The 18,031-nt window shown below is 58.3% G+C and carries 18 protein-coding genes and 1 tRNA gene; 14 read left to right on the forward strand and 5 right to left on the reverse strand.

Annotated features, from left to right (window positions below):
• Positions 1 to 2 precede the first annotated feature (2 nt).
• The 3 genes from V8J84_RS09535 to V8J84_RS09545 are packed head-to-tail and all read right to left on the reverse strand — an operon-like array spanning position 3 to position 1,334.
• Positions 3 to 419: a hypothetical protein gene (locus tag V8J84_RS09535; RefSeq protein ID WP_339930427.1), complete on the reverse strand. Its 417-nt coding sequence runs from the start codon at positions 417 to 419 to the stop codon at positions 3 to 5.
• A 6-nt stretch (positions 420 to 425) separates the two neighbouring features.
• Complete coding sequence (locus V8J84_RS09540) at positions 426 to 674, reverse strand: hypothetical protein (protein WP_339930429.1); 249 nt, start codon at positions 672 to 674, stop codon at positions 426 to 428.
• A gap of 6 nt (positions 675 to 680) precedes the next feature.
• The gene (locus tag V8J84_RS09545) at positions 681 to 1,334 is read right to left on the reverse strand and encodes an alpha/beta hydrolase (RefSeq protein ID WP_339930431.1); all 654 of its coding nucleotides are present in this window, start codon (positions 1,332 to 1,334) and stop codon (positions 681 to 683) included.
• Between the two features lie 182 nt (positions 1,335 to 1,516).
• Here V8J84_RS09545 and V8J84_RS09550 point away from each other — a divergent pair, with 182 nt between their 5' ends.
• From V8J84_RS09550 to V8J84_RS09610, 13 genes are all read left to right on the forward strand, one after another.
• A complete protein-coding gene (locus V8J84_RS09550; RefSeq protein WP_339930433.1) occupies positions 1,517 to 1,981 on the forward strand; it encodes an Rrf2 family transcriptional regulator in 465 nt (154 codons plus the stop codon).
• A 105-nt stretch (positions 1,982 to 2,086) separates the two neighbouring features.
• Positions 2,087 to 3,121, forward strand: a complete 1,035-nt coding sequence (locus V8J84_RS09555) for a cysteine desulfurase family protein (protein ID WP_339930435.1) — start codon at positions 2,087 to 2,089, stop codon at positions 3,119 to 3,121.
• 26 nt (positions 3,122 to 3,147) lie between these two features.
• Entirely contained in the window at positions 3,148 to 4,671 is a 1,524-nt protein-coding gene (sufB, locus tag V8J84_RS09560) for a Fe-S cluster assembly protein SufB (RefSeq protein WP_339930437.1), read from the forward strand.
• Positions 4,668 to 5,000 (forward strand): hypothetical protein, encoded by a 333-nt coding sequence (locus V8J84_RS09565; protein ID WP_339930439.1) that lies wholly within the window; start codon positions 4,668 to 4,670, stop codon positions 4,998 to 5,000. Before sufB ends, V8J84_RS09565 begins: the two co-directional genes overlap by 4 nt.
• Before the next feature lie 27 nt (positions 5,001 to 5,027).
• Positions 5,028 to 5,195 carry a hypothetical protein gene (locus tag V8J84_RS09570; RefSeq protein WP_339930441.1) on the forward strand — a complete coding sequence of 56 codons (168 nt, stop codon included), beginning with the start codon at positions 5,028 to 5,030 and terminating at the stop codon, positions 5,193 to 5,195.
• A gap of 111 nt (positions 5,196 to 5,306) precedes the next feature.
• The gene (locus tag V8J84_RS09575; protein ID WP_339930443.1) at positions 5,307 to 5,813 is read left to right on the forward strand and encodes a hypothetical protein; all 507 of its coding nucleotides are present in this window, start codon (positions 5,307 to 5,309) and stop codon (positions 5,811 to 5,813) included.
• Positions 5,814 to 5,912: 99 nt separating this feature from the next.
• On the forward strand, positions 5,913 to 6,668 hold the full coding sequence (gene sufC, locus V8J84_RS09580) for a Fe-S cluster assembly ATPase SufC (protein ID WP_339930445.1): 756 nt from the start codon (positions 5,913 to 5,915) through the stop codon (positions 6,666 to 6,668).
• Complete coding sequence (locus V8J84_RS09585; protein WP_339930448.1) at positions 6,668 to 7,954, forward strand: SufB/SufD family protein; 1,287 nt, start codon at positions 6,668 to 6,670, stop codon at positions 7,952 to 7,954. The genes sufC and V8J84_RS09585 overlap by 1 nt, the downstream gene beginning before the upstream one ends.
• A 17-nt stretch (positions 7,955 to 7,971) precedes the next feature.
• A complete protein-coding gene (locus tag V8J84_RS09590) occupies positions 7,972 to 8,463 on the forward strand; it encodes a YIP1 family protein (RefSeq protein WP_339930450.1) in 492 nt (163 codons plus the stop codon).
• Positions 8,453 to 9,043, forward strand: coding sequence for a YIP1 family protein (locus V8J84_RS09595; RefSeq protein ID WP_339930452.1), 591 nt, complete (start codon positions 8,453 to 8,455; stop codon positions 9,041 to 9,043). The genes V8J84_RS09590 and V8J84_RS09595 overlap by 11 nt, the downstream gene beginning before the upstream one ends.
• A 1-nt stretch (position 9,044) precedes the next feature.
• The gene (locus V8J84_RS09600; RefSeq protein ID WP_339930454.1) at positions 9,045 to 10,265 is read left to right on the forward strand and encodes a cysteine desulfurase; all 1,221 of its coding nucleotides are present in this window, start codon (positions 9,045 to 9,047) and stop codon (positions 10,263 to 10,265) included.
• 57 nt (positions 10,266 to 10,322) lie between these two features.
• Positions 10,323 to 10,399 (forward strand) — tRNA-Arg (locus tag V8J84_RS09605).
• 253 nt (positions 10,400 to 10,652) lie between these two features.
• Positions 10,653 to 12,707, forward strand: coding sequence for a calcium-binding protein (locus V8J84_RS09610; protein WP_339930456.1), 2,055 nt, complete (start codon positions 10,653 to 10,655; stop codon positions 12,705 to 12,707).
• A 17-nt stretch (positions 12,708 to 12,724) separates the two neighbouring features.
• On the opposite strand, the gene V8J84_RS09615 is transcribed toward V8J84_RS09610, so the two are convergent.
• A complete protein-coding gene (locus tag V8J84_RS09615) occupies positions 12,725 to 15,385 on the reverse strand; it encodes a peroxidase family protein (RefSeq protein WP_339930458.1) in 2,661 nt (886 codons plus the stop codon).
• 142 nt (positions 15,386 to 15,527) lie between these two features.
• A complete protein-coding gene (locus V8J84_RS09620) occupies positions 15,528 to 16,097 on the reverse strand; it encodes a YcbK family protein (protein WP_339930460.1) in 570 nt (189 codons plus the stop codon).
• 370 nt (positions 16,098 to 16,467) lie between these two features.
• On the opposite strand from V8J84_RS09620, the gene V8J84_RS09625 reads away from it, so the two are divergent.
• Entirely contained in the window at positions 16,468 to 18,030 is a 1,563-nt protein-coding gene (locus tag V8J84_RS09625; protein ID WP_339930462.1) for a L,D-transpeptidase family protein, read from the forward strand.
• Position 18,031: the final 1 nt, after the last annotated feature.

Here is an 18,031-nt window from a genome sequence, read left to right on the forward strand (position 1 = left end):
ACTTAGGTGGCAGGGGCGGGCCTGTCGAGGTCTGGCCCGTCGATATCGGGGCGCTTGATCTGGTCGAACAGATCGCCAAAGCCGTCCCATGGGTAAAGACCGTGCCACGCTGACATAAACGCCTCGATCACGGCCGGATCGTGGACGGGCGTGTCGGCGTCCGCCTGCGGCAGATCAAGCGGTAGTTGGTCATAGCCTGCCAAGGGCCACAGGCCGGCGGCAATGGCAGACGGTTCGATCCGCGTGAAGGCGATGATGTCACGTTTTTGCAAAGGCGACTGTGGACCCGGTGATGCGACACGTCGGTTGGTGAGCGCGCAAAACGGCGTGTCGCCGACGATGTCGATCACCTGCGCCACGCCAAGCTGTCCGTCCAGCAGCGGGATCAGCAAATAGTCAGCCTGGGCCGCGCGGATCATTGCGGGTTAACCGGTCGAATTGGCCGCTTCTGCAGCGGCCTGATTGCGCTTTTGGGCGTGCTCGGCCAGCACGGCACGGGCGCGGCGTTCGGCCCTGCGGACGCGCACGCCAGTCAGGTAGCCTTCGTGCAGGGACTGCGACGACGCGCCCAGAATTTCACCGATCCGGTCGATGATCTTGTCATCACCCGACGCCTCCGCCTCGGCCATGGCAAGATCGGCCAGTTCGTCAGCGACGTCATCAACATAAGCCATTGCGGTCTACCTTGTGTTTTCGGTCAGGCGGCGACGGACGTAGGTTTTTACCGTGTCGATCATCGGGTCCATGTAAGGATCTTCGAAGAAATGACCCGCGCCGTCCATTTCATCGTGGGTGATGGTGATGCCCTTTTGCTCGTGCAGCTTATTCACAAGGTTCACCGTGTCCTGTGGCGGGGCCACGCGGTCGGTGGAGCCGTTGATGATCAGGCCGGACGACGGGCAGGGCGCAAGGAAGCTGAAGTCATACATATTGGCGGGCGGCGAGACCGAGATAAAGCCTGTGATCTCGGGGCGGCGCATCAAAAGCTGCATCCCGATCCACGCGCCAAAGCTGAAGCCGGCGACCCAGCAGTGTTTGGCGTTGTTGTTCATGGATTGCAGGTAGTCGAGCGCCGATGCCGCATCGGACAATTCGCCCACGCCCTGATCGTATTCGCCTTGGCTCCGGCCTACGCCACGGAAGTTGAAGCGCAGCACGGTAAAGCCCATCTGATAGAAAGCGTAGTGCAGGTTATAAACCACACGGTTGTTCATGGTCCCGCCAAACTGCGGATGCGGGTGCAGCACGATCGCAATCGGGGCATCGCGGTCTTTTTGCGGATGATAGCGGCCTTCGAGGCGACCTTCTGGTCCGGGAAAGATGACTTCGGGCATGAAAAAGGTCCGTCTTGGTTGTCAGGTGCGGCGCGTGTTGCTGTTTGTTGACAGAAACACTCAGGCACCTTAGAAAGATTCTAAACTTGGCAGCAGGCTTTGCGCAAGTCGCGTCGCGGTGATCTATCTTTGGCAGCGCGAAAGGTCAATGAAATTAACCCCAAGTGCCGGAGGGCGCGCGCATGAAGTTAAGCACGAAAGGCCGGTACGCGATGGTTGCGCTTGCCGATCTGGCGCTGCAACCGGCGGGCCATCTTGTGAACCTGACCGAAATATCAAAGCGGCAGGATATCTCGTTACCGTATCTGGAGCAGTTGTTTGTAAAGCTGCGCCGTGCGGGACTTGTGGAAAGCGTGCGTGGGCCGGGCGGTGGATACCGGTTGGCCGCCCCCGCCGCCGATATCCGCGTGGTCGATATTCTGGCGGCGGTGGATGAGACGGTATCGGCAATGCACAAGGGGGCAGGTGCCTCTGGCGCGGCATCCGGTAGTCGTGCGCAATCGCTGACCAACCGGTTGTGGGAGGGGCTGAGCGCCCATGTCTACGTTTTCTTGCATCAGGCGCGGTTGTCGGATGTTGTCGGCAACGGGCTTGCTCCGTGTCCGGCTGTTCCCGCACTTTTTGAAGTGGTTGACGAGGATGTTTGACCTAACGGAGCGGCTACGCCGCACGCTATTTTTGGTTTGGGGGGCGCTGCCCCCGTCCTGCGGACTCCCCCGAAGTATTTTTGTCCAAAAGAAGGTCTATTCCGCATGACGCGGGTGTATCTGGATCATAACGCGACGACTCCGCTGCGGGCTGAAGCGCGTGACGCGATGCTGGCGGCGATGGATGTTGTGGGAAATCCGTCGTCTGTGCACGCAGAAGGGCGGACCGCGAAGGGTGTGGTCGAGACGGCGCGGGCGCAGATTGCGGCGGCTGTAGGGGCTGTGGGTGCAGATGTGGTGTTTACGTCGGGTGCCACAGAGGCTGCGGCGCTGGCGTTGGCGGGGCGTGGGTTGCATGCGTCGGGGTTAGAGCATGAGGCGGTTGCGGCGTGGGTCGCGCAGGATTTGCCTGTTGAGGGCGGGCGGGTTGTCATGGCTGATCCGGCGCAAAGTGTCTTGCAGCTGGCCAATTCCGAGACCGGGATCGTGCAGGACGTCACAGGCGTGGCGGTGACCGATATCACGCAAGGCTTTGGCCGTGTGCCGTTTGCCTTTGACTGGTCGGGTGTGGGCATGGCGTTTTTGTCGGCCCATAAGTTCGGCGGTCCAAAAGGTGTGGGCGCGCTGATTTTTCCGGCGGGGACAAATGTTGCAGCCCATATCAAGGGTGGCGGGCAGGAAATGGGCCGTCGGTCCGGCACCGAAAACATCATCGGGATCGCAGGTTTCGGGGCAGCGGCAGAGGCGGCGCAGACGGATTTGGCCAATGGTGTCTGGGACCGGGTTGCGCACCTTAGAAATATTCTAGAAAAGGCCATTGAGAGTGCCCAATACCGCACTATTTTTGTAGGACAAGGAAATGACCGCCTGCCCAACACATCGTGCTTTATCGCACCGGGCTGGAAAGGCGAAACGCAAGTGATGGCGATGGACCTGGCAGGCTTTGCCGTTTCGGCAGGATCCGCCTGTTCGAGCGGTAAGGTCAAAGCCAGCCGCGTGTTGGCCGCCTTGGGCTACGACGATGCATTGGCGCGCTGTGCGCTGCGGGTGTCGCTTGGCACCCAGACAACAGAAGACGACGTGCTGCGGTTTGCCGATGCGTGGGCCGCAAAATACGCGAAAAGATCAAGCGCCGCGTGAAGCTGGCGGAAAAGAGGACCGAGAGGATGACTGCTTTGGACCAGATGGATGTCAAAGAAGGTGTGGATCAGGAAACGGTTGAGGCCGTCTCTGCGCTGTCGGGCAATTACAAGTACGGCTGGGAAACCGAGATCGAGATGGAATACGCGCCCAAAGGCGTGAACCCCGATATCGTGAAGCTGATTTCCGGCAAGAACGACGAGCCCGAGTGGATGACCGAGTGGCGTTTGTCGGCGTTCCAGCGGTGGGAGAACATGGAGGTGCCCAACTGGGCGATGTTGAAGGTCGCGGATATCGACTTTCAGGACCTCTATTACTACGCCCGCCCGAAAAGCATGGAAGTGAAGCCCAAGTCGTTGGACGAGGTGGACCCAAAGCTGCTGGCGACCTATGCCAAGCTGGGTATTCCTTTGAAAGAGCAGGCCATTCTGGCTGGCGTTGAAGGCGCGGAAGACATGCCTGCCGAGGGCCGCAAGGTGGCCGTGGATGCGGTGTTTGATAGTGTGTCTGTTGGCACAACCTTTCAGGCCGAGCTGAAAAAGGCTGGCGTGATCTTTTGCTCGATCTCGGAGGCGATCCGCGATCACCCGGAGTTGGTAAAGAAGTATCTGGGCAGCGTGGTGCCACCGTCGGACAACTTTTATGCGACGCTGAACTCGGCTGTCTTCTCGGACGGATCGTTTGTTTACGTGCCGCCTGGTGTGCGCTGCCCGATGGAGCTGTCCACGTATTTCCGGATCAACGCGGAAAACACAGGCCAGTTTGAGCGGACACTGATCATTGCCGACAAGGGCTCATACGTGTCCTATCTTGAGGGTTGCACAGCGCCCAAGCGCGACGTGGCGCAGCTGCACGCGGCTGTGGTCGAGATCATCATCGAAGAAGATGCAGAGGTCAAGTATTCCACCGTGCAGAACTGGTATCCCGGCGATGAGGATGGCAACGGCGGCATCTACAACTTCGTGACAAAGCGCGCGGACTGTCGTGGCGCGCGGTCCAAGGTGATGTGGACGCAGGTCGAAACCGGCTCTGCTGTGACGTGGAAGTATCCAAGCTGCATTTTGCGCGGCGACGACAGCCAAGGTGAGTTCTATTCGATCGCCATCGCCAACAACCATCAGCAAGCCGACACAGGCACAAAGATGGTGCACTTGGGTAAGAACACTAAGTCGCGGATTGTGTCCAAAGGCATTTCAGCGGGCGTGGCGCAGAACACGTATCGCGGTCTGGTGTCGATGCACCCCAGAGCCAAGGACAGCCGGAACTATACGCAGTGCGACTCGCTTTTGATTGGCGACAAGTGCGGCGCGCATACGGTGCCTTACATCGAGGTGAAGAATAACTCGTCTCGTGTTGAGCATGAGGCGACGACATCCAAGATCGACGATGATCAGATGTTCTATTGCCGCAGCCGTGGCATGGACGAGGAAGAGGCCGTGGCCCTGATCGTGAACGGGTTCGCCAAGGAAGTGCTGCAAGTGCTGCCGATGGAATTTGCGATGGAAGCACAGGCGCTTGTGGCGATTTCGCTGGAAGGGTCCGTGGGGTGAGACTGCGACCCAGACGACTGACTGGCCGACGTGGCGGCACCAGCTTTGGCAAGTGGGGTGACCGCGTGCTTCTGCTTGTCGTGATCGTGCTGTCTCCGGTTCTGCTGATCCCGATCTACATGGGCCTTTCCACACTGGGCGACGGCGTTGCGACGGTCGCATTTCTAGCGACCCTCGCCGTGATCGGGATGGCGGTCACAACGCTTGTCAGCCGTTGGAAACGGCAGGAAGCGGCGAAACACTCAGAGGCCGCTCAGGACGAGGCTGAACGGATTTTGGACGAAATGCGCGAGAAGGCGAATGCGAAACATTCGATTTGGAAACGCTGATGCGGTTGTTCGGCATTTCATTGACGATTGACGATTGCCGTGCTGACGGGCGTGTTCTGCGCCGGTCTGTCGATCCTGATCGCAGCACTTCTTCCGCCGTTCGAAGGCTACGAGGTGCCGATTGTGGCGCTGATCTCGGGCTTTACAGGCTCCGTTCTGGCGCAGGCTGTCATTATGTGGCGGGGGCGTTCGTAATGCCTTTTCTGAACCAAAATCACCCAACTGCTGTCACGCAGCGGCCCGATTTGCGCCGCAGTCTACACCTAAAGGTTGACGACAGGACCAATCGGATTGGTGTGACGGACCATGCATTCAAACGCCCAGATGGAAAGCTTCAATCAGCGTATCAAGCGGATCAACAATCCGCGCAATACGCATTACGTGGATGCCGAAACGGGGATGAAAATTCCCAAACGGCTATCCAAGGACATGATTGCCAAAGCCTCCAGCAAACCTTCGGCGATTGCGCTGCTGATGGCGCTTGTTGTGGGCACGCTTGGCCTGATGGCGGCGCGGCTTGCGCGCTACACCGTGTTGGAAATGCCCGAAACGAACGACACGACTTTGATGGTCGAATTGGCGATAGCGGGGATCGTGGCATTTATCGTGGGTGCGATGATCAACCAGAAAACAATGCCGCACATGATTGCCCACATCGCAGGGGCCGCGTTTATGGCCGTCGCGATGCACAATCTGGTCTGGATGTTTCCCGCCGAATTCGCGGCCTACTATTCGCCGGATTACGTCAGCCACGTGCAAAGCAATACCGCACCGATGTCGCTGTATCTGCGCGGTCAAACCTACACCATCTGAACACACGGGCCACTGGCCTGATGACACCACACGCCGCGCAGGTTCGTCCTGTCGCGGCTAAATCTATTGGCATGGCCCAAGCGGCCTAAAGGAGACGATATGCTTGAGATCAAGAACCTCGCTGTGAAACTCGAAGAAGAGGACAAGCAGATCCTCAAGGGCGTGGACCTAAGCATTGGCGCAGGTGAAGTGCATGCGATCATGGGGCCAAACGGCTCTGGCAAGTCTACGCTGTCGTACGTGCTGTCCGGCAAGGACGGGTACGAAGTGACAGGGGGCGCAGCCGAACTGGAAGGCGAAGACCTGTTGGACATGGAACCCGAAGAGCGCGCGGCGGCGGGCCTGTTTCTGGCGTTCCAGTATCCAGTCGAAATCCCCGGTGTGGGCAACATGACGTTCCTGCGCACAGCCGTGAATGCACAGCGCAAGCAGCGTGGCGAAGATGAGCTGTCGGCGGCAGACTTCCTCAAGGAAATCCGCGCCAAGGCCAAAGACCTCAAGATCGACGCAGAGATGCTGAAGCGCCCGGTCAACGTGGGCTTTTCCGGCGGTGAGAAAAAGCGCAACGAGATTTTGCAAATGGCGATGTTGACCCCAAAGATGTGCGTGCTGGACGAGACAGACTCCGGTCTTGACGTGGACGCGATGAAACTGGTGTCCGAAGGCGTGAACGCGCTGCGGTCCGAGGGACGGTCGTTCCTTGTGATCACACACTACCAGCGCCTGCTGGACCACATCAAACCTGATGTCGTGCACATCATGGCCGATGGCAAAATTATCAAATCGGGCGGGCCGGAACTGGCGCTTGAAGTCGAAAACAACGGCTACGCCGATATTCTGGCAGAGGTGGCCTAATGGCAGCCCCGAAACAAAACCCCGAAGTTGTCGAAGCGCGGCTGGCGTCAATGTCCATGCCCGAAGGTGCGGCGTGGGCCACGGATATCCGCCGTGATGCCATGGCACGCGTGCAGGCGATGGGCCTGCCGACTAAGCGTGACGAATACTGGCGCTACACCGATCCGGCGTCGTTGACGCAGGGCGACGCCCCGCAAGCGGCGGTGTTTCACAACGACGAAGGCCCACTATTCGCGGATGTAGACCGCGTGCGCGTGGTCTTTGTGGACGGTGTTTTTGACCCCGACCAGTCCGATGATCTTGAGGTTGCTGGCTTGACCGTAGAGCGTCTGGCTGACGTGATGGCCAAGGATATCCATTGGGCCAAAGACCTTTACGGCGTTCTTGAAACCCGTGGTCAGACCCCTGTGGCGCGGCCATTGGCGGCGATGAACACAGCCTATGCCAGCGACGGTGTGGTCATCCACGCGACGGGAAAGGCCGCAAAGCCTGTGAACATTGTCTATCTGCACAATGATCCTGCCTCTGACGCGATCATCCACAACCTTGTGAAGGTCGATGAGGGGGCCGAAGTGACGCTGCTGGAGACCGGTCCGGGTGCGGCGCGACTGTCCAAGGTTCTTGAAGTTGATGTGGCAGACACAGGCACCTTTCACCACGTGCGTGCGCAGGGTCGGGACCATGAACGTCGCGCTGTAACACATTGTTTTGCAAGGATTGCACGGGAATCGACCTTCAAGTCATTCACGCTTACATTCAACGGTGTGCTGACACGCAACGAATGCATCATCGAAATCACTGGCGACGATGCGGTGGCCCATGTGGCTGGTGCCTGTGTCGGCGACGGCAAGGATTTTCACCACGATGACACCGTGTTTGTGACGCATGACGCGCTGAACGGCGAAAGCCGTCAGGTGTTCAAGAAAGTGCTGCGCAACGGCGCAACAGGTGTGTTCCAAGGCAAGATTCTGGTGAAAGCGGGCGCACAGAAAACCGATGGCTACCAGATCAGCCAGTCGCTTTTGCTGGATGACGATAGTCAGTTCCTCGCCAAGCCAGAGCTTGAGATCTATGCCGATGATGTGGCCTGTTCGCACGGGTCCACATCTGGCGCGATTGACGAGACTGCCTTGTTCTACCTGCGGTCCCGCGGTGTGCCAGAAAAGCAGGCGACCAACCTGTTGACGCTGGCATTTCTGGCAGAAGCGCTGGAAGAGGTCGAGGACGAAGCCTTGGCAGAGGACCTTCTGGGTCGTCTGGAAAGCTGGCTGGGCCGTCACGGCTGATGGCAGTTGTAAACGACATGGCACGGTCCTGGCGCGCGCCGGGGCAGGTGATGCGCAAGATACTGGCAGATGGCCCGCGCGAAGACCGCGCGATTGCCTATCTGCTGGTGGCTTGCGTGCTGGTCGTGATCGCGCAGTGGCCGCGCCTTGTGCGGGCCGCGGCCGGGTTTGAGCTGGCACCGGGTGCCACGCCGCCCGACCTGCAACGCGAGCTGATCCATTCGTTCTACGCGTGGCTGATCATCATGCCGTTGGTCATGTATCTGATTGCGGCCTTAAGCCATGTCGTTGCCAAAATCTTTGGCGGCAAAGGCACATGGTATTCGTCACGCATGGCGCTGTTCTGGTCGTTTCTGGCAACGACGCCTGCGCTGTTGCTGTGGGGTCTGACGGCTGGTTTTGTCGGTCCCGGTCCGGCGTTGACCTTGGTCGGGATCATCTGGGTTGCGGCCTTTACGATCATCTGGGCCATCAGCCTTTACACGGCGGAGCAAGCAAATGTCGTTTAATCTGGGCACGGTGATGCAGCTTTTTGCCGATACGGTGCGCGAACCGGCGACGATGGCCGCACGGATCAAGGCGCAGCGCGCGCCCCATGATGTGGGCTGGTCGGTGCTGGGCGTGGCAACGATTGGCATCGTGCTGTTGCTGCATCTTGAGCGCCTTCTGCCCGGATCGTCCGCGCAGGTCACAGGCATGGGCGGCGCGCCGTTTCTGGATGCCGTTGTGTTGGGCGCCATGACAGTTCTGATGGTGTTTGTGTTTTACAGCGCGGGCCGGTCGCTGGGCGGCGATGGCAGCTTTGGCGCGACACTTGCGCTCATGGCGTGGTTTCAATGCGTTGTGCTGATCCTTGTGGTGGCACAGGTGCTGATCGGCCTTGTCATGCCACCCATTGCGGGGCTTTTCGCGATTTTCAGCTTCGTGCTGCAAGTCTATATTTTGCTTCACTTTATGAGCGTCCTACATAGCTACAACAGTCTTGCCAAAGCCGCAGGTTTGCTGGTCGTGTCGATCATCGGGCTTGGCTTTGGACTGGCTGTGATTGTGGTGCTAATCGGCGGCGTGGCCGTGGCCGGAGGGGTCTGAGATGTATGATGTAGCAAAAATCCGTGGCGATTTCCCGATCCTGAGCCGCGAGGTCAATGGCAAGCCGTTGGTCTATCTTGATAACGGGGCATCAGCGCAAAAGCCGCAGGTGATGATCGACGCTGTGACGCAGGCTTATGCGCAGGAGTATTCCAACGTCCACCGCGGGCTGCATTATCTGTCCAATCTGGCCACCGACAAATACGAAAGCGTGCGCGGCACCATTGCACGGTTTCTGAATGCCCCGTCCGAGGATGATATCATCCTCAATTCCGGCACCACCGAAGGCATCAACATGGTGGCCTATGGCTGGGCCGCGCCACGCATGGAAGCAGGTGACGAGATTATCCTGTCGATCATGGAGCATCACGCCAACATCGTGCCGTGGCATTTCCTGCGCGAACGGCAGGGTGTGGTGATCAAATGGGTCGATGTGAATGCCAACGGCGATCTGGACCCGCAGGCCGTGATCGATGCGATCACACCAAAGACTAAGCTGATTGCCATCACCCATATGTCCAATGTGCTTGGCACGGTTGTCGACATCAAGACCATCACCAAGGCGGCCCGCGACAAGGGTGTGCCGGTACTGGTCGACGGTTCGCAATCTGCCGTGCACATGCCGGTGGATGTGCAGGATCTGGGTTGTGACTTCTTCGCGATCACGGGCCACAAGCTGTACGGGCCAAGCGGGTCGGGCGCGATCTATGTGGCGCCTGACCGGATGGCCGAGATGCGCCCCTTTCTTGGTGGCGGTGACATGATCCGCGAGGTTGGCCGCGATACGGTAACCTACAACAGCGCGCCGATGAAGTTCGAAGCGGGTACACCGGGCATTGTGCAAACCATCGGGCTGGGCGTGTCGCTGAACTATATGATGAATGTGGGCATGGATGCGATTGCCGCCCATGAGGCTACGATCAAGGACTACGCCGAGGAAAAGCTGCACGGGCTGAACTGGGTCACAGTGCAGGGCAATGCGGCGAACAAGGGCGCGATCTTCTCGTTCCAGATCGACGGTGCTGCCCATGCGCATGACATCTCGACCGTGCTGGATAAAAAAGGCGTCGCGGTTCGGGCAGGCACCCACTGCGCCATGCCATTGATGGAGCATATGGGCGTGAACGCGACCTGCCGCGCGTCATTCGGGATGTATAACACCATCGATGAGGTGGATGTGCTGGTCGACGCGCTGGAACTTTGCCACGATCTGTTTGCCTGAAGCCGCGACATTGATGTTGCGAGGCGGGCAGGCGGGCGGTATAGCCTGCCACAAGCCGGTCCGTTAGCTCAGCTGGATAGAGCGCTGCCCTCCGAAGGCAGAGGCCAGAGGTTCGAATCCTCTACGGACCGCCACTTCCAATCCATGACACCTGTCCGCCAGCGTTGACTTGCGCCGTGCAGCGCTGTCTATTCGTTAACAATTATTTCATTTCGCACCGACCAAACGGGAGGGGCTCATTTTTCGCCTGCTCAAATTCCCATAAGCGCGGATACTCCGCATTGCGCGCGCTTGCAGGCCGAAAGTCATCCGAGGGCAACCGCTTTCATGCCCTGACCAAAATACGACACCAACTTTCTATCACGTTTGCATTCACGAGGTCCCAAGATGCCAATTGATTATATCACCACAAGCCAATCCACTCCGGTAACGGTTGAAAACGGCGATATCATATACGTGCTCGGCGGAGCCAATATCACGTCCCAGACAAATGCGTTGGAAACTGCCGCAGGCACCCCTATGCCGAGCAATGTTGCGATCACCGTAAATGGCGGTCTGTTCGGCTTGATCGGGATCGACTTGTTTCAAACGGCGACGAACGTGTTTGACATCAACATCCATGTGGGGGGCACGGGGACCGTTCAAGCCAACGATTTCGGGATTCTTTTAAAGGAAGGCACGAATAACAAAATCGTAAACGATGGATCAATTGTGGCTGGCGGCAATGCCGTGATGTCTGGGGGCGGTGAAATCTCGGTCGTGAATAATGGCACACTGAGTAGCTTGTCGGATGGCCAACTCGGAGCGATACGATTTTTGGCTGCAGCCGGCGGGAATGACATCCGTGAAATTCATAACACTGGCCTGATATCCAGCGTTCAGCCTGACATCGCAGGCAGTTTGCAGACAATCCAGAATCTCAATGGGGCCGAATTTCATATCGTGAACACCGGCACAATTGACGGGTTTAACAGCGGCGCGATCTCGAGCACGGCGGTTGAGACCTACATCAGTAACGCGGGCACCATTCTGGGTTATCTCAACATCGGATCTGCCACGACAGAGGTTCTGAATTCCGGCCTTATCGACGGTGATATCGTTATGGTGGGTTCCAGCATGGTTTACGCAGGCGACGGGGATGTGAACGGCACGATTGTGTCATTCAGCGACGCTGCAACAGATAGCCAGAATGCAGTTCAGATGGGTGGCACACTTATCAGCAATAGCAACGGGGTGCGGGCGGAAAACCAGTTAGGTGATACAAACGTCATCGTAGATGGTCAGATTTTCGCCGGACTTAATGGGCTTGAGGTCTTTACCTATGACGGCATCGGCGTCGTGAGGGTGTCCGGATCAATCGTCGCCGGGGACACCGGGATCGCCATGTTAGGAGCGGAAGACTCGCTACACATTGTTGAAGGTGCCGTCGTGCAGGGTGGTGGCGACCAGTTAATGAACGGACTTTCAGCGGCTGTTTCTATCTATGACGGCATGCTGGACGGGACCGTTACAACGATCAACAATTACGGGACAATTCTGGCCGATCTTAATGAGGTGTCCGGACGCAAGCTGGCAATCACCGACACTGCCGGCAATGGTGACGCGTCAATCGACGATGGTCTGGTCGAGTCAGTCTCAGGTGAAACTTTGGTGAATAACCACGGGATCATCAGCGGTGACATCGTTCTAGGGGCTGGCGACGATGTGTATTTCGGTGAAGACGGTATCCTGACAGATGGATCGGCGATCTACCTTGGGGATGGTGACGATGCGCTGTTTGGCGGATCAGGTCGCGAGCGTGTTTACGATGGCGGCGGTGACGATGACATTGAAACGGGTGCTGGTAACGATTCCATCCGCGCCGGGGGCGGCCAGAACAATTATGACGGCGGCGAAGGTCAGGACTATCTGTCCTACTACAGCTTTAACAGCTTCGTGCGGCTTGATCTGAAGTTCGAAACCACGACGGGCGGCGGCACATTCAATGCCGCATCCAACGACACGTTCACCAATATCGAACATGCAGGTGGCACGAACGGCGGCGGTGATACGTTGATCGGGTCCGACGGTCGCAATGCGCTGTTCGGCTTCGGTGGCGATGACAAGCTGTATGGCCGCAGCGGCGATGACAAGCTCGATGGTGGCGCAGGCAGCGACTATTTCGATGGTGGCGCGGGCACGGACCGGCTGTTTGGCGGTGCCGATGCCGATACGTTCCACTTTGACCGCGGTGAGGGCGATGACCTTGTCATGGACTTTGAAAACAACATCGACCTGATCCAGTTCGACAACTTTTCAGGCGCCGCAACCAACGCCGCATTCCTTGCTGAATATGCGACGAACAAGGGCAATGATGTTGTGTTTGATTTCGGTTCGGATGGCAGCCTGACCGTGTTCAACACCACAACCGGTCAACTTTTGAACGATATGGAACTGGTCTAACCCGCAAAAAGCGCCCGTCAGGTCAGACGATTGATCAGGCGGGCCTCATGCGGTTTGACCGTATAGCGCGCGGCGGGGCCAAAGCTGTCGAGATCGCGGGCAAGCTGTGGGAACAGGGCAAGGATTTCGGCGCGCGTATCTTCGGACATGGCGCCAAGACCCGTCCGGCCGGGGTGAAAGCTTTCGGACGGGATACCATCGGCTAGCACAATCTGGTGGTCGTCAAACAGGATATGGATGTAGTCAACCATCCCGCCTTCCTGCACCCAAATCGTCTGGTTGTTGACCAGATGTTTGGCAGGGATCAGCACCTCATCCGCGCCACAGATCATGTCACAACGCCAGTCAGACACCATCATGCGGTGCTGTGGTGACACCGACATGGGGCGGATATTCCCGAACGCGCCAGCCGCAAAATGAATCGGGGCGAAGGGGCCTTGCGCAGGCACCCGCGTGCGTCCGATCCAGCGCACTGGCTGAAGCCCGTTGTCGAGCGTGTAAATCTTGTCACCAACAGATATGTCTTCAATCCGCGCTGTGCCTGTTGCGGTGATCAGGCGTGTGCCGGGTGTAAAGCAGGTGACGCTTTCAATATTGCGAAATGCGACGCGGCCGATGTCTTGGCCGTTGCTGTCCAGAAAGACAACGTCGCCCCGTTCACTGAAGGGATCACCAAAGGCGTAGTCCACACGAAACGGCCCGCCCGTGACACACAGCACGTCAAAGTCGCTGCCATCTGCGTCCTCGCCACCGTCGATTTTGCCGACGTCCGCCCCGTAAGACAGATTGATCTTGTCGCTACCCGTTTGCGTGACGATCCCGCTTGCGGTCACACGTGATCCGATTGTGACGGTGTCGTCGTCCATGCCGGTATAGATCGTGCCGATCACTTCGGCCCCGCCATCAAGCGTGATCGTGTCCGCACCACCGCTGGTATAGATGCCGCCGACCACCCGCGCGGTGCCGCCGATGGTGACGATGTCGCCGCCGTCGTGCGCGCTGTGTCCGGTGTAAAGTGACCCGTCGATACTGCCGCTGGTTTGGGTAAAACTGTCCGACCCCAATCCAAGTGCCACATCGCCCCTGACCGTTGTGCCGCCCGTCACCGTCACCGTGTCATCGCCTGCGCCAGTCGTGACAGCGCCAGTGATATTCAAGGCGACAAGATCAATAGTGTCGTCGTCCGGCGTGCCGGCAACATCGTAGATGTCCGTCAGGCCACGCTGCATCGTCAGGAACGGATCTTCTTGCAGCGTGTCGATGTCGGTGTTGCGCAAAATGACCTTTTGCAGACTGGTGTCGCGCACCTCTGCAATGATCGCATCGCCCAAGGCCGGATCAAGATCGCCAAAGGTGTCATCCGCCGCGCGCGTGCGGGCGAACTGGTCGCCTACGATCAGGGTAAAGGTCTGGCCGAACTGGGTGCCGTCAATCGGATCCTCGGCAAGACCGCCAACCCACAGATCAACGTCATGCACCGTGGGATAGACCGCAGCCAGCGCGGCCTGCTGCGCGGGATCACTGCTGATAATGCTGAAATCGGTCGGGTCCAGCGTGGCCGGATCAATGTCCCCAATCAACGCGGCGCGTGTATCCACATAAGATTGCAAGCCATGATCCTGCCCGCGCAACAGGTTAAGCCCCACCAGACTAAAGCCCGACAGACCGCCTGGCGTTTGCAGAAAGAAATTCAGATCGTCAATGACCTTGGTATCAAGCTCTTGCGCGTCGCTGGACGCTTGTCCGCGCAAGATGGCATCGATGCCATAATCCTTAATGATATCAGGGTTAAAGAAGGCGTTTCTGATGTCCAGATCACCACCCTCTGCGGTGGTGCCGTCCTCGTTTTGCCGCTCAAGCGTGCTGGACACCATCGTGTGCCCGAAACGAAACGCCGCTGTTGAAAACTCGACAGCGATCTGACCGTCGACGGTTGGATCAAAGCCAGTATCCGGGCCGGCCGCGTCACCAATCAGATGGGGGAGCCATTCATCATAGGTGACTTTTTGCAGCGTATATTCGACGATCTGCCGCGCTCCCTCAAACAGCTGGTCGTCGTTCCATGCCGGATGCTCTTCTGCCAGACGTGCGGCCCAATAATTGTGGTCACGCACCATCAGCGTGTGCACCGAACTTAGCGCGGGGTTCTCGTTGGCGCGCACATCACCCGCCAAGAAAACCGGATCATCTGATGATATGTCGCCCGCCATAAACGTGTCGGGGGCCGCGTCTGGCATGAGCCCTTTGTCGGACGTGGCATCCGAAGCCATACGCATTTTGCCGTCTTCGAACGCCCTCAGATCGTCGGTCCGGCTGTCGGTACTGCCATAAATCTGGCTGCCGTCAATTTGCCAAGTGATCGCATTTACGGGCAGGCGCGCGCTGTCGATCCCTGTGCCATCTGCCACTTCGGAGCGTTCCAGCGGCGCAACAAGACCCGGCGCTGCAATCGTCTCGGCATGATTTTCTGGTGACAGGCTAAGGTCGTGGTCCATGAACTGGCCCCACGCGACGAACAAATTGCTTAGCCCCGCACTGTTGGGCATGTCGCCGTCCTGATCGAACAGCCCGTTTGAGATGATCACCGGATCAACACCGCCAAAAGGCGTGCCGATCCCGTCACCGTAGCGGGCGTCGGTCAGGCGGATCAAAGCCGGGCGATCAGAGGTCAGCGGCATGGGGGCACCGATTTGCAGGGTTCCCGTGGATTTTGCCAGTGATCACGCGGGCGTGAAAGGGTGCTCGCAATAAAAAACGGCGCCATTACAGCGCCGTTCGAAACAATCAGATCGTATGATCCGTATTAGTGGACGTTGGTGTTTAACCACCCCAGGACCGGACCGGACCACAATCCATGTGCACAAAGTTGGAGCCGGAATAACGCCCCACACCGCCAGCGCGGCAGGATTGTGCGGCACGTGCCATCTGCGCGGTTGAACGGCTTTGCAGACGCAGGTCTGCGGCCTGACCGACCATGTGCAACGACCGCCGCGCCACGCCGGAGGACCGGCTGCGCAACATTGCGTTGGTTTCCGGTGACCGGTAGCCGGACAACAGCATGTAGGGTTCGTTGACATCCATCAGGCGCAAGGACGCGGCCATAATATCAACGGTGCGTGTGTCCATCTGGATCGCGCCGCCCGTGCGCCAGTCGCGCATGAACAGGTTCACTTCGCGAATTGCTTCCGCGATGTACTGCCCTTCGATCCAGTAGATTGTATCAAGTCGTTCGCCTGTGCGGCCTGAATACATCCGGATGCGGCGGACATCGCCACCACCCCGGAGAAAACCTGCTGCGTTTGCGAATGTAGGTGCTGCGGTAACTGCTGTAGCTGCGAATGCAGCCAGCACACCACGCCGGGTCATCCCCGAGGAGTTTGCTTTCGTCATGTTAACTGCGCCTGTCCCGTCGCTCGATCTTGTGGCGATTTCATATCGCCGGTTGCCATCTGTCCCCCAGATGCTCGCCACGTATATGCCACATGACGAATCGCTGACCAAGGCTTGTTTACGCCCCTTAGGGTTAACGTAGCATTGGTCGGCGAGAATCTGCGCAGATTTTCATCAAATTCGTGGAACTTTTCGGAACAAAAAGGGTTTTCGGGCAACAGCGGTCTGTTTCGCGTGCGATCACGTCTATTGTGAATGGACGTTGGCTCCTCCCGGCTGGATTGTGATTCTGTCTGAACGTGGAGGAAAGTTCGAGATGACCCTGATGCAGTTTTCGCGTCGCTTTGTGGTGCAAAACCTTTTTGCTGCAATGTCTTTGTTTGTTTTTGCTTTGCTCAGCGTGCCGCAATCGGCTGCCGCGCAGGTCACAGCCTTTCGTCAGGCCGTCGCCGAGGCTGCCGCCCGCGATGATGATCTGGCCGCGTTCTACCGCGCCCGAAGCTTTGAAGGGATCTGGTCGCACGCCGAAGACGCCGACCGCCGAAACGCCCTGTTGGGGGCATTTGCCGGTGCCAGTGATCACGGCCTGCCATCGGACCGTTATGACACCAACGCGCTGATTGCCCGCATTCAGGCCGCACGGACCCCCGCAGAGCAGGGCGCGATGGAAGTCGAGCTTAGCCGCCTGTTCCTGCAATATGCCCGCGATGTGCAAACAGGAGTGTTGCGTCCGAAATCTGTTGTCCCACTGATCGTGCGTGAAGTGCCGCTGCGCGACCGGCTGGACTTGCTGAATGGTCTTTTGAACACAAATGCCGCGACTTTCCTGCGTGCTCTGCCGCCCAGCAGCCCTGAATACACGCGCCTCATGCGTCAAAAGCTGGAGATGGAACAGCAACTGACAGAAGGCGGCTGGGGTCAATCTGTGCCAGCCGGACGCCTTGAGGTTGGAGCGTCCGGTGCGGCGGTGGTTGCCTTGCGCAATCGCCTGATCGCAATGGGCTATCTTGAACGGACCGCGACCCAGACATTCGACGCGACGATGAAAGCCGCGGTGGAAGAGTTCCAGCGCAATCACGGGCTTGATGTTGACGGCACCGTGGGCGAGGGCACCTTGGCGCAGATCAATATTCCGATGGAAAAGCGTCTACAGTCGGTCATCGTTGCGATGGAGCGTGAACGCTGGACCAATATGGAACGCGGCGACCGTCATGTATGGGTGAACCTGACTGACTTTACTGCCAATGTCGTTGATTTTGATCGCACAACTTTCTCGACCCGCTCTGTCATCGGGGCGCGTGACGCGGACCGTCAAAGCCCCGAATTCTCTGACATCATGGAACATATGGTCATCAACCCAAGCTGGTATGTGCCACGCTCGATCACGACCCGTGAGTATCTGCCGCAAATGCAGCGCAATCGTGGTGCAGCTGGGCATTTGCAGATCATCAACAGCCGTGGGCAAGTGGTGAGCCGCAACAGCATCAACTTCAATCGCTATAATGCCAGCAACTTCCCGTTCTCGATGCGCCAACCGCCATCCAGCCGTAATGCGCTGGGTCTGGTGAAGTTCATGTTCCCGAACCGCTACAATATCTACCTCCACGATACACCTGCCAAAAGTCTGTTTGGTCGTGAGGTGCGGGCCTATTCACACGGTTGTATTCGCCTGAATGATCCGTTTGATTTCGCCTACCACCTGCTGGCCGCGCAGACCGCTGATCCGGTCGGGTTCTTTCAGTCGCGCTTGCGCACAGGGGCCGAAAGCCGCGTGAACCTTGAAGTGCAGGTGCCGGTGCATATCGTTTACCGCACGGCATTCACGGACGTTGATGGACAGATCCAGTTCCGCCGCGACATCTATGATCGCGACCGCCGCATCTGGAACGCACTGTCGTCCGAAGGGGTGGCTCTGCGCGCGTTTCAGGGCTAGG

Origin of the sequence: Yoonia sp. 208BN28-4 (assembly GCF_037543925.1) — a bacterium.
Classification (GTDB): domain Bacteria; phylum Pseudomonadota; class Alphaproteobacteria; order Rhodobacterales; family Rhodobacteraceae; genus Yoonia.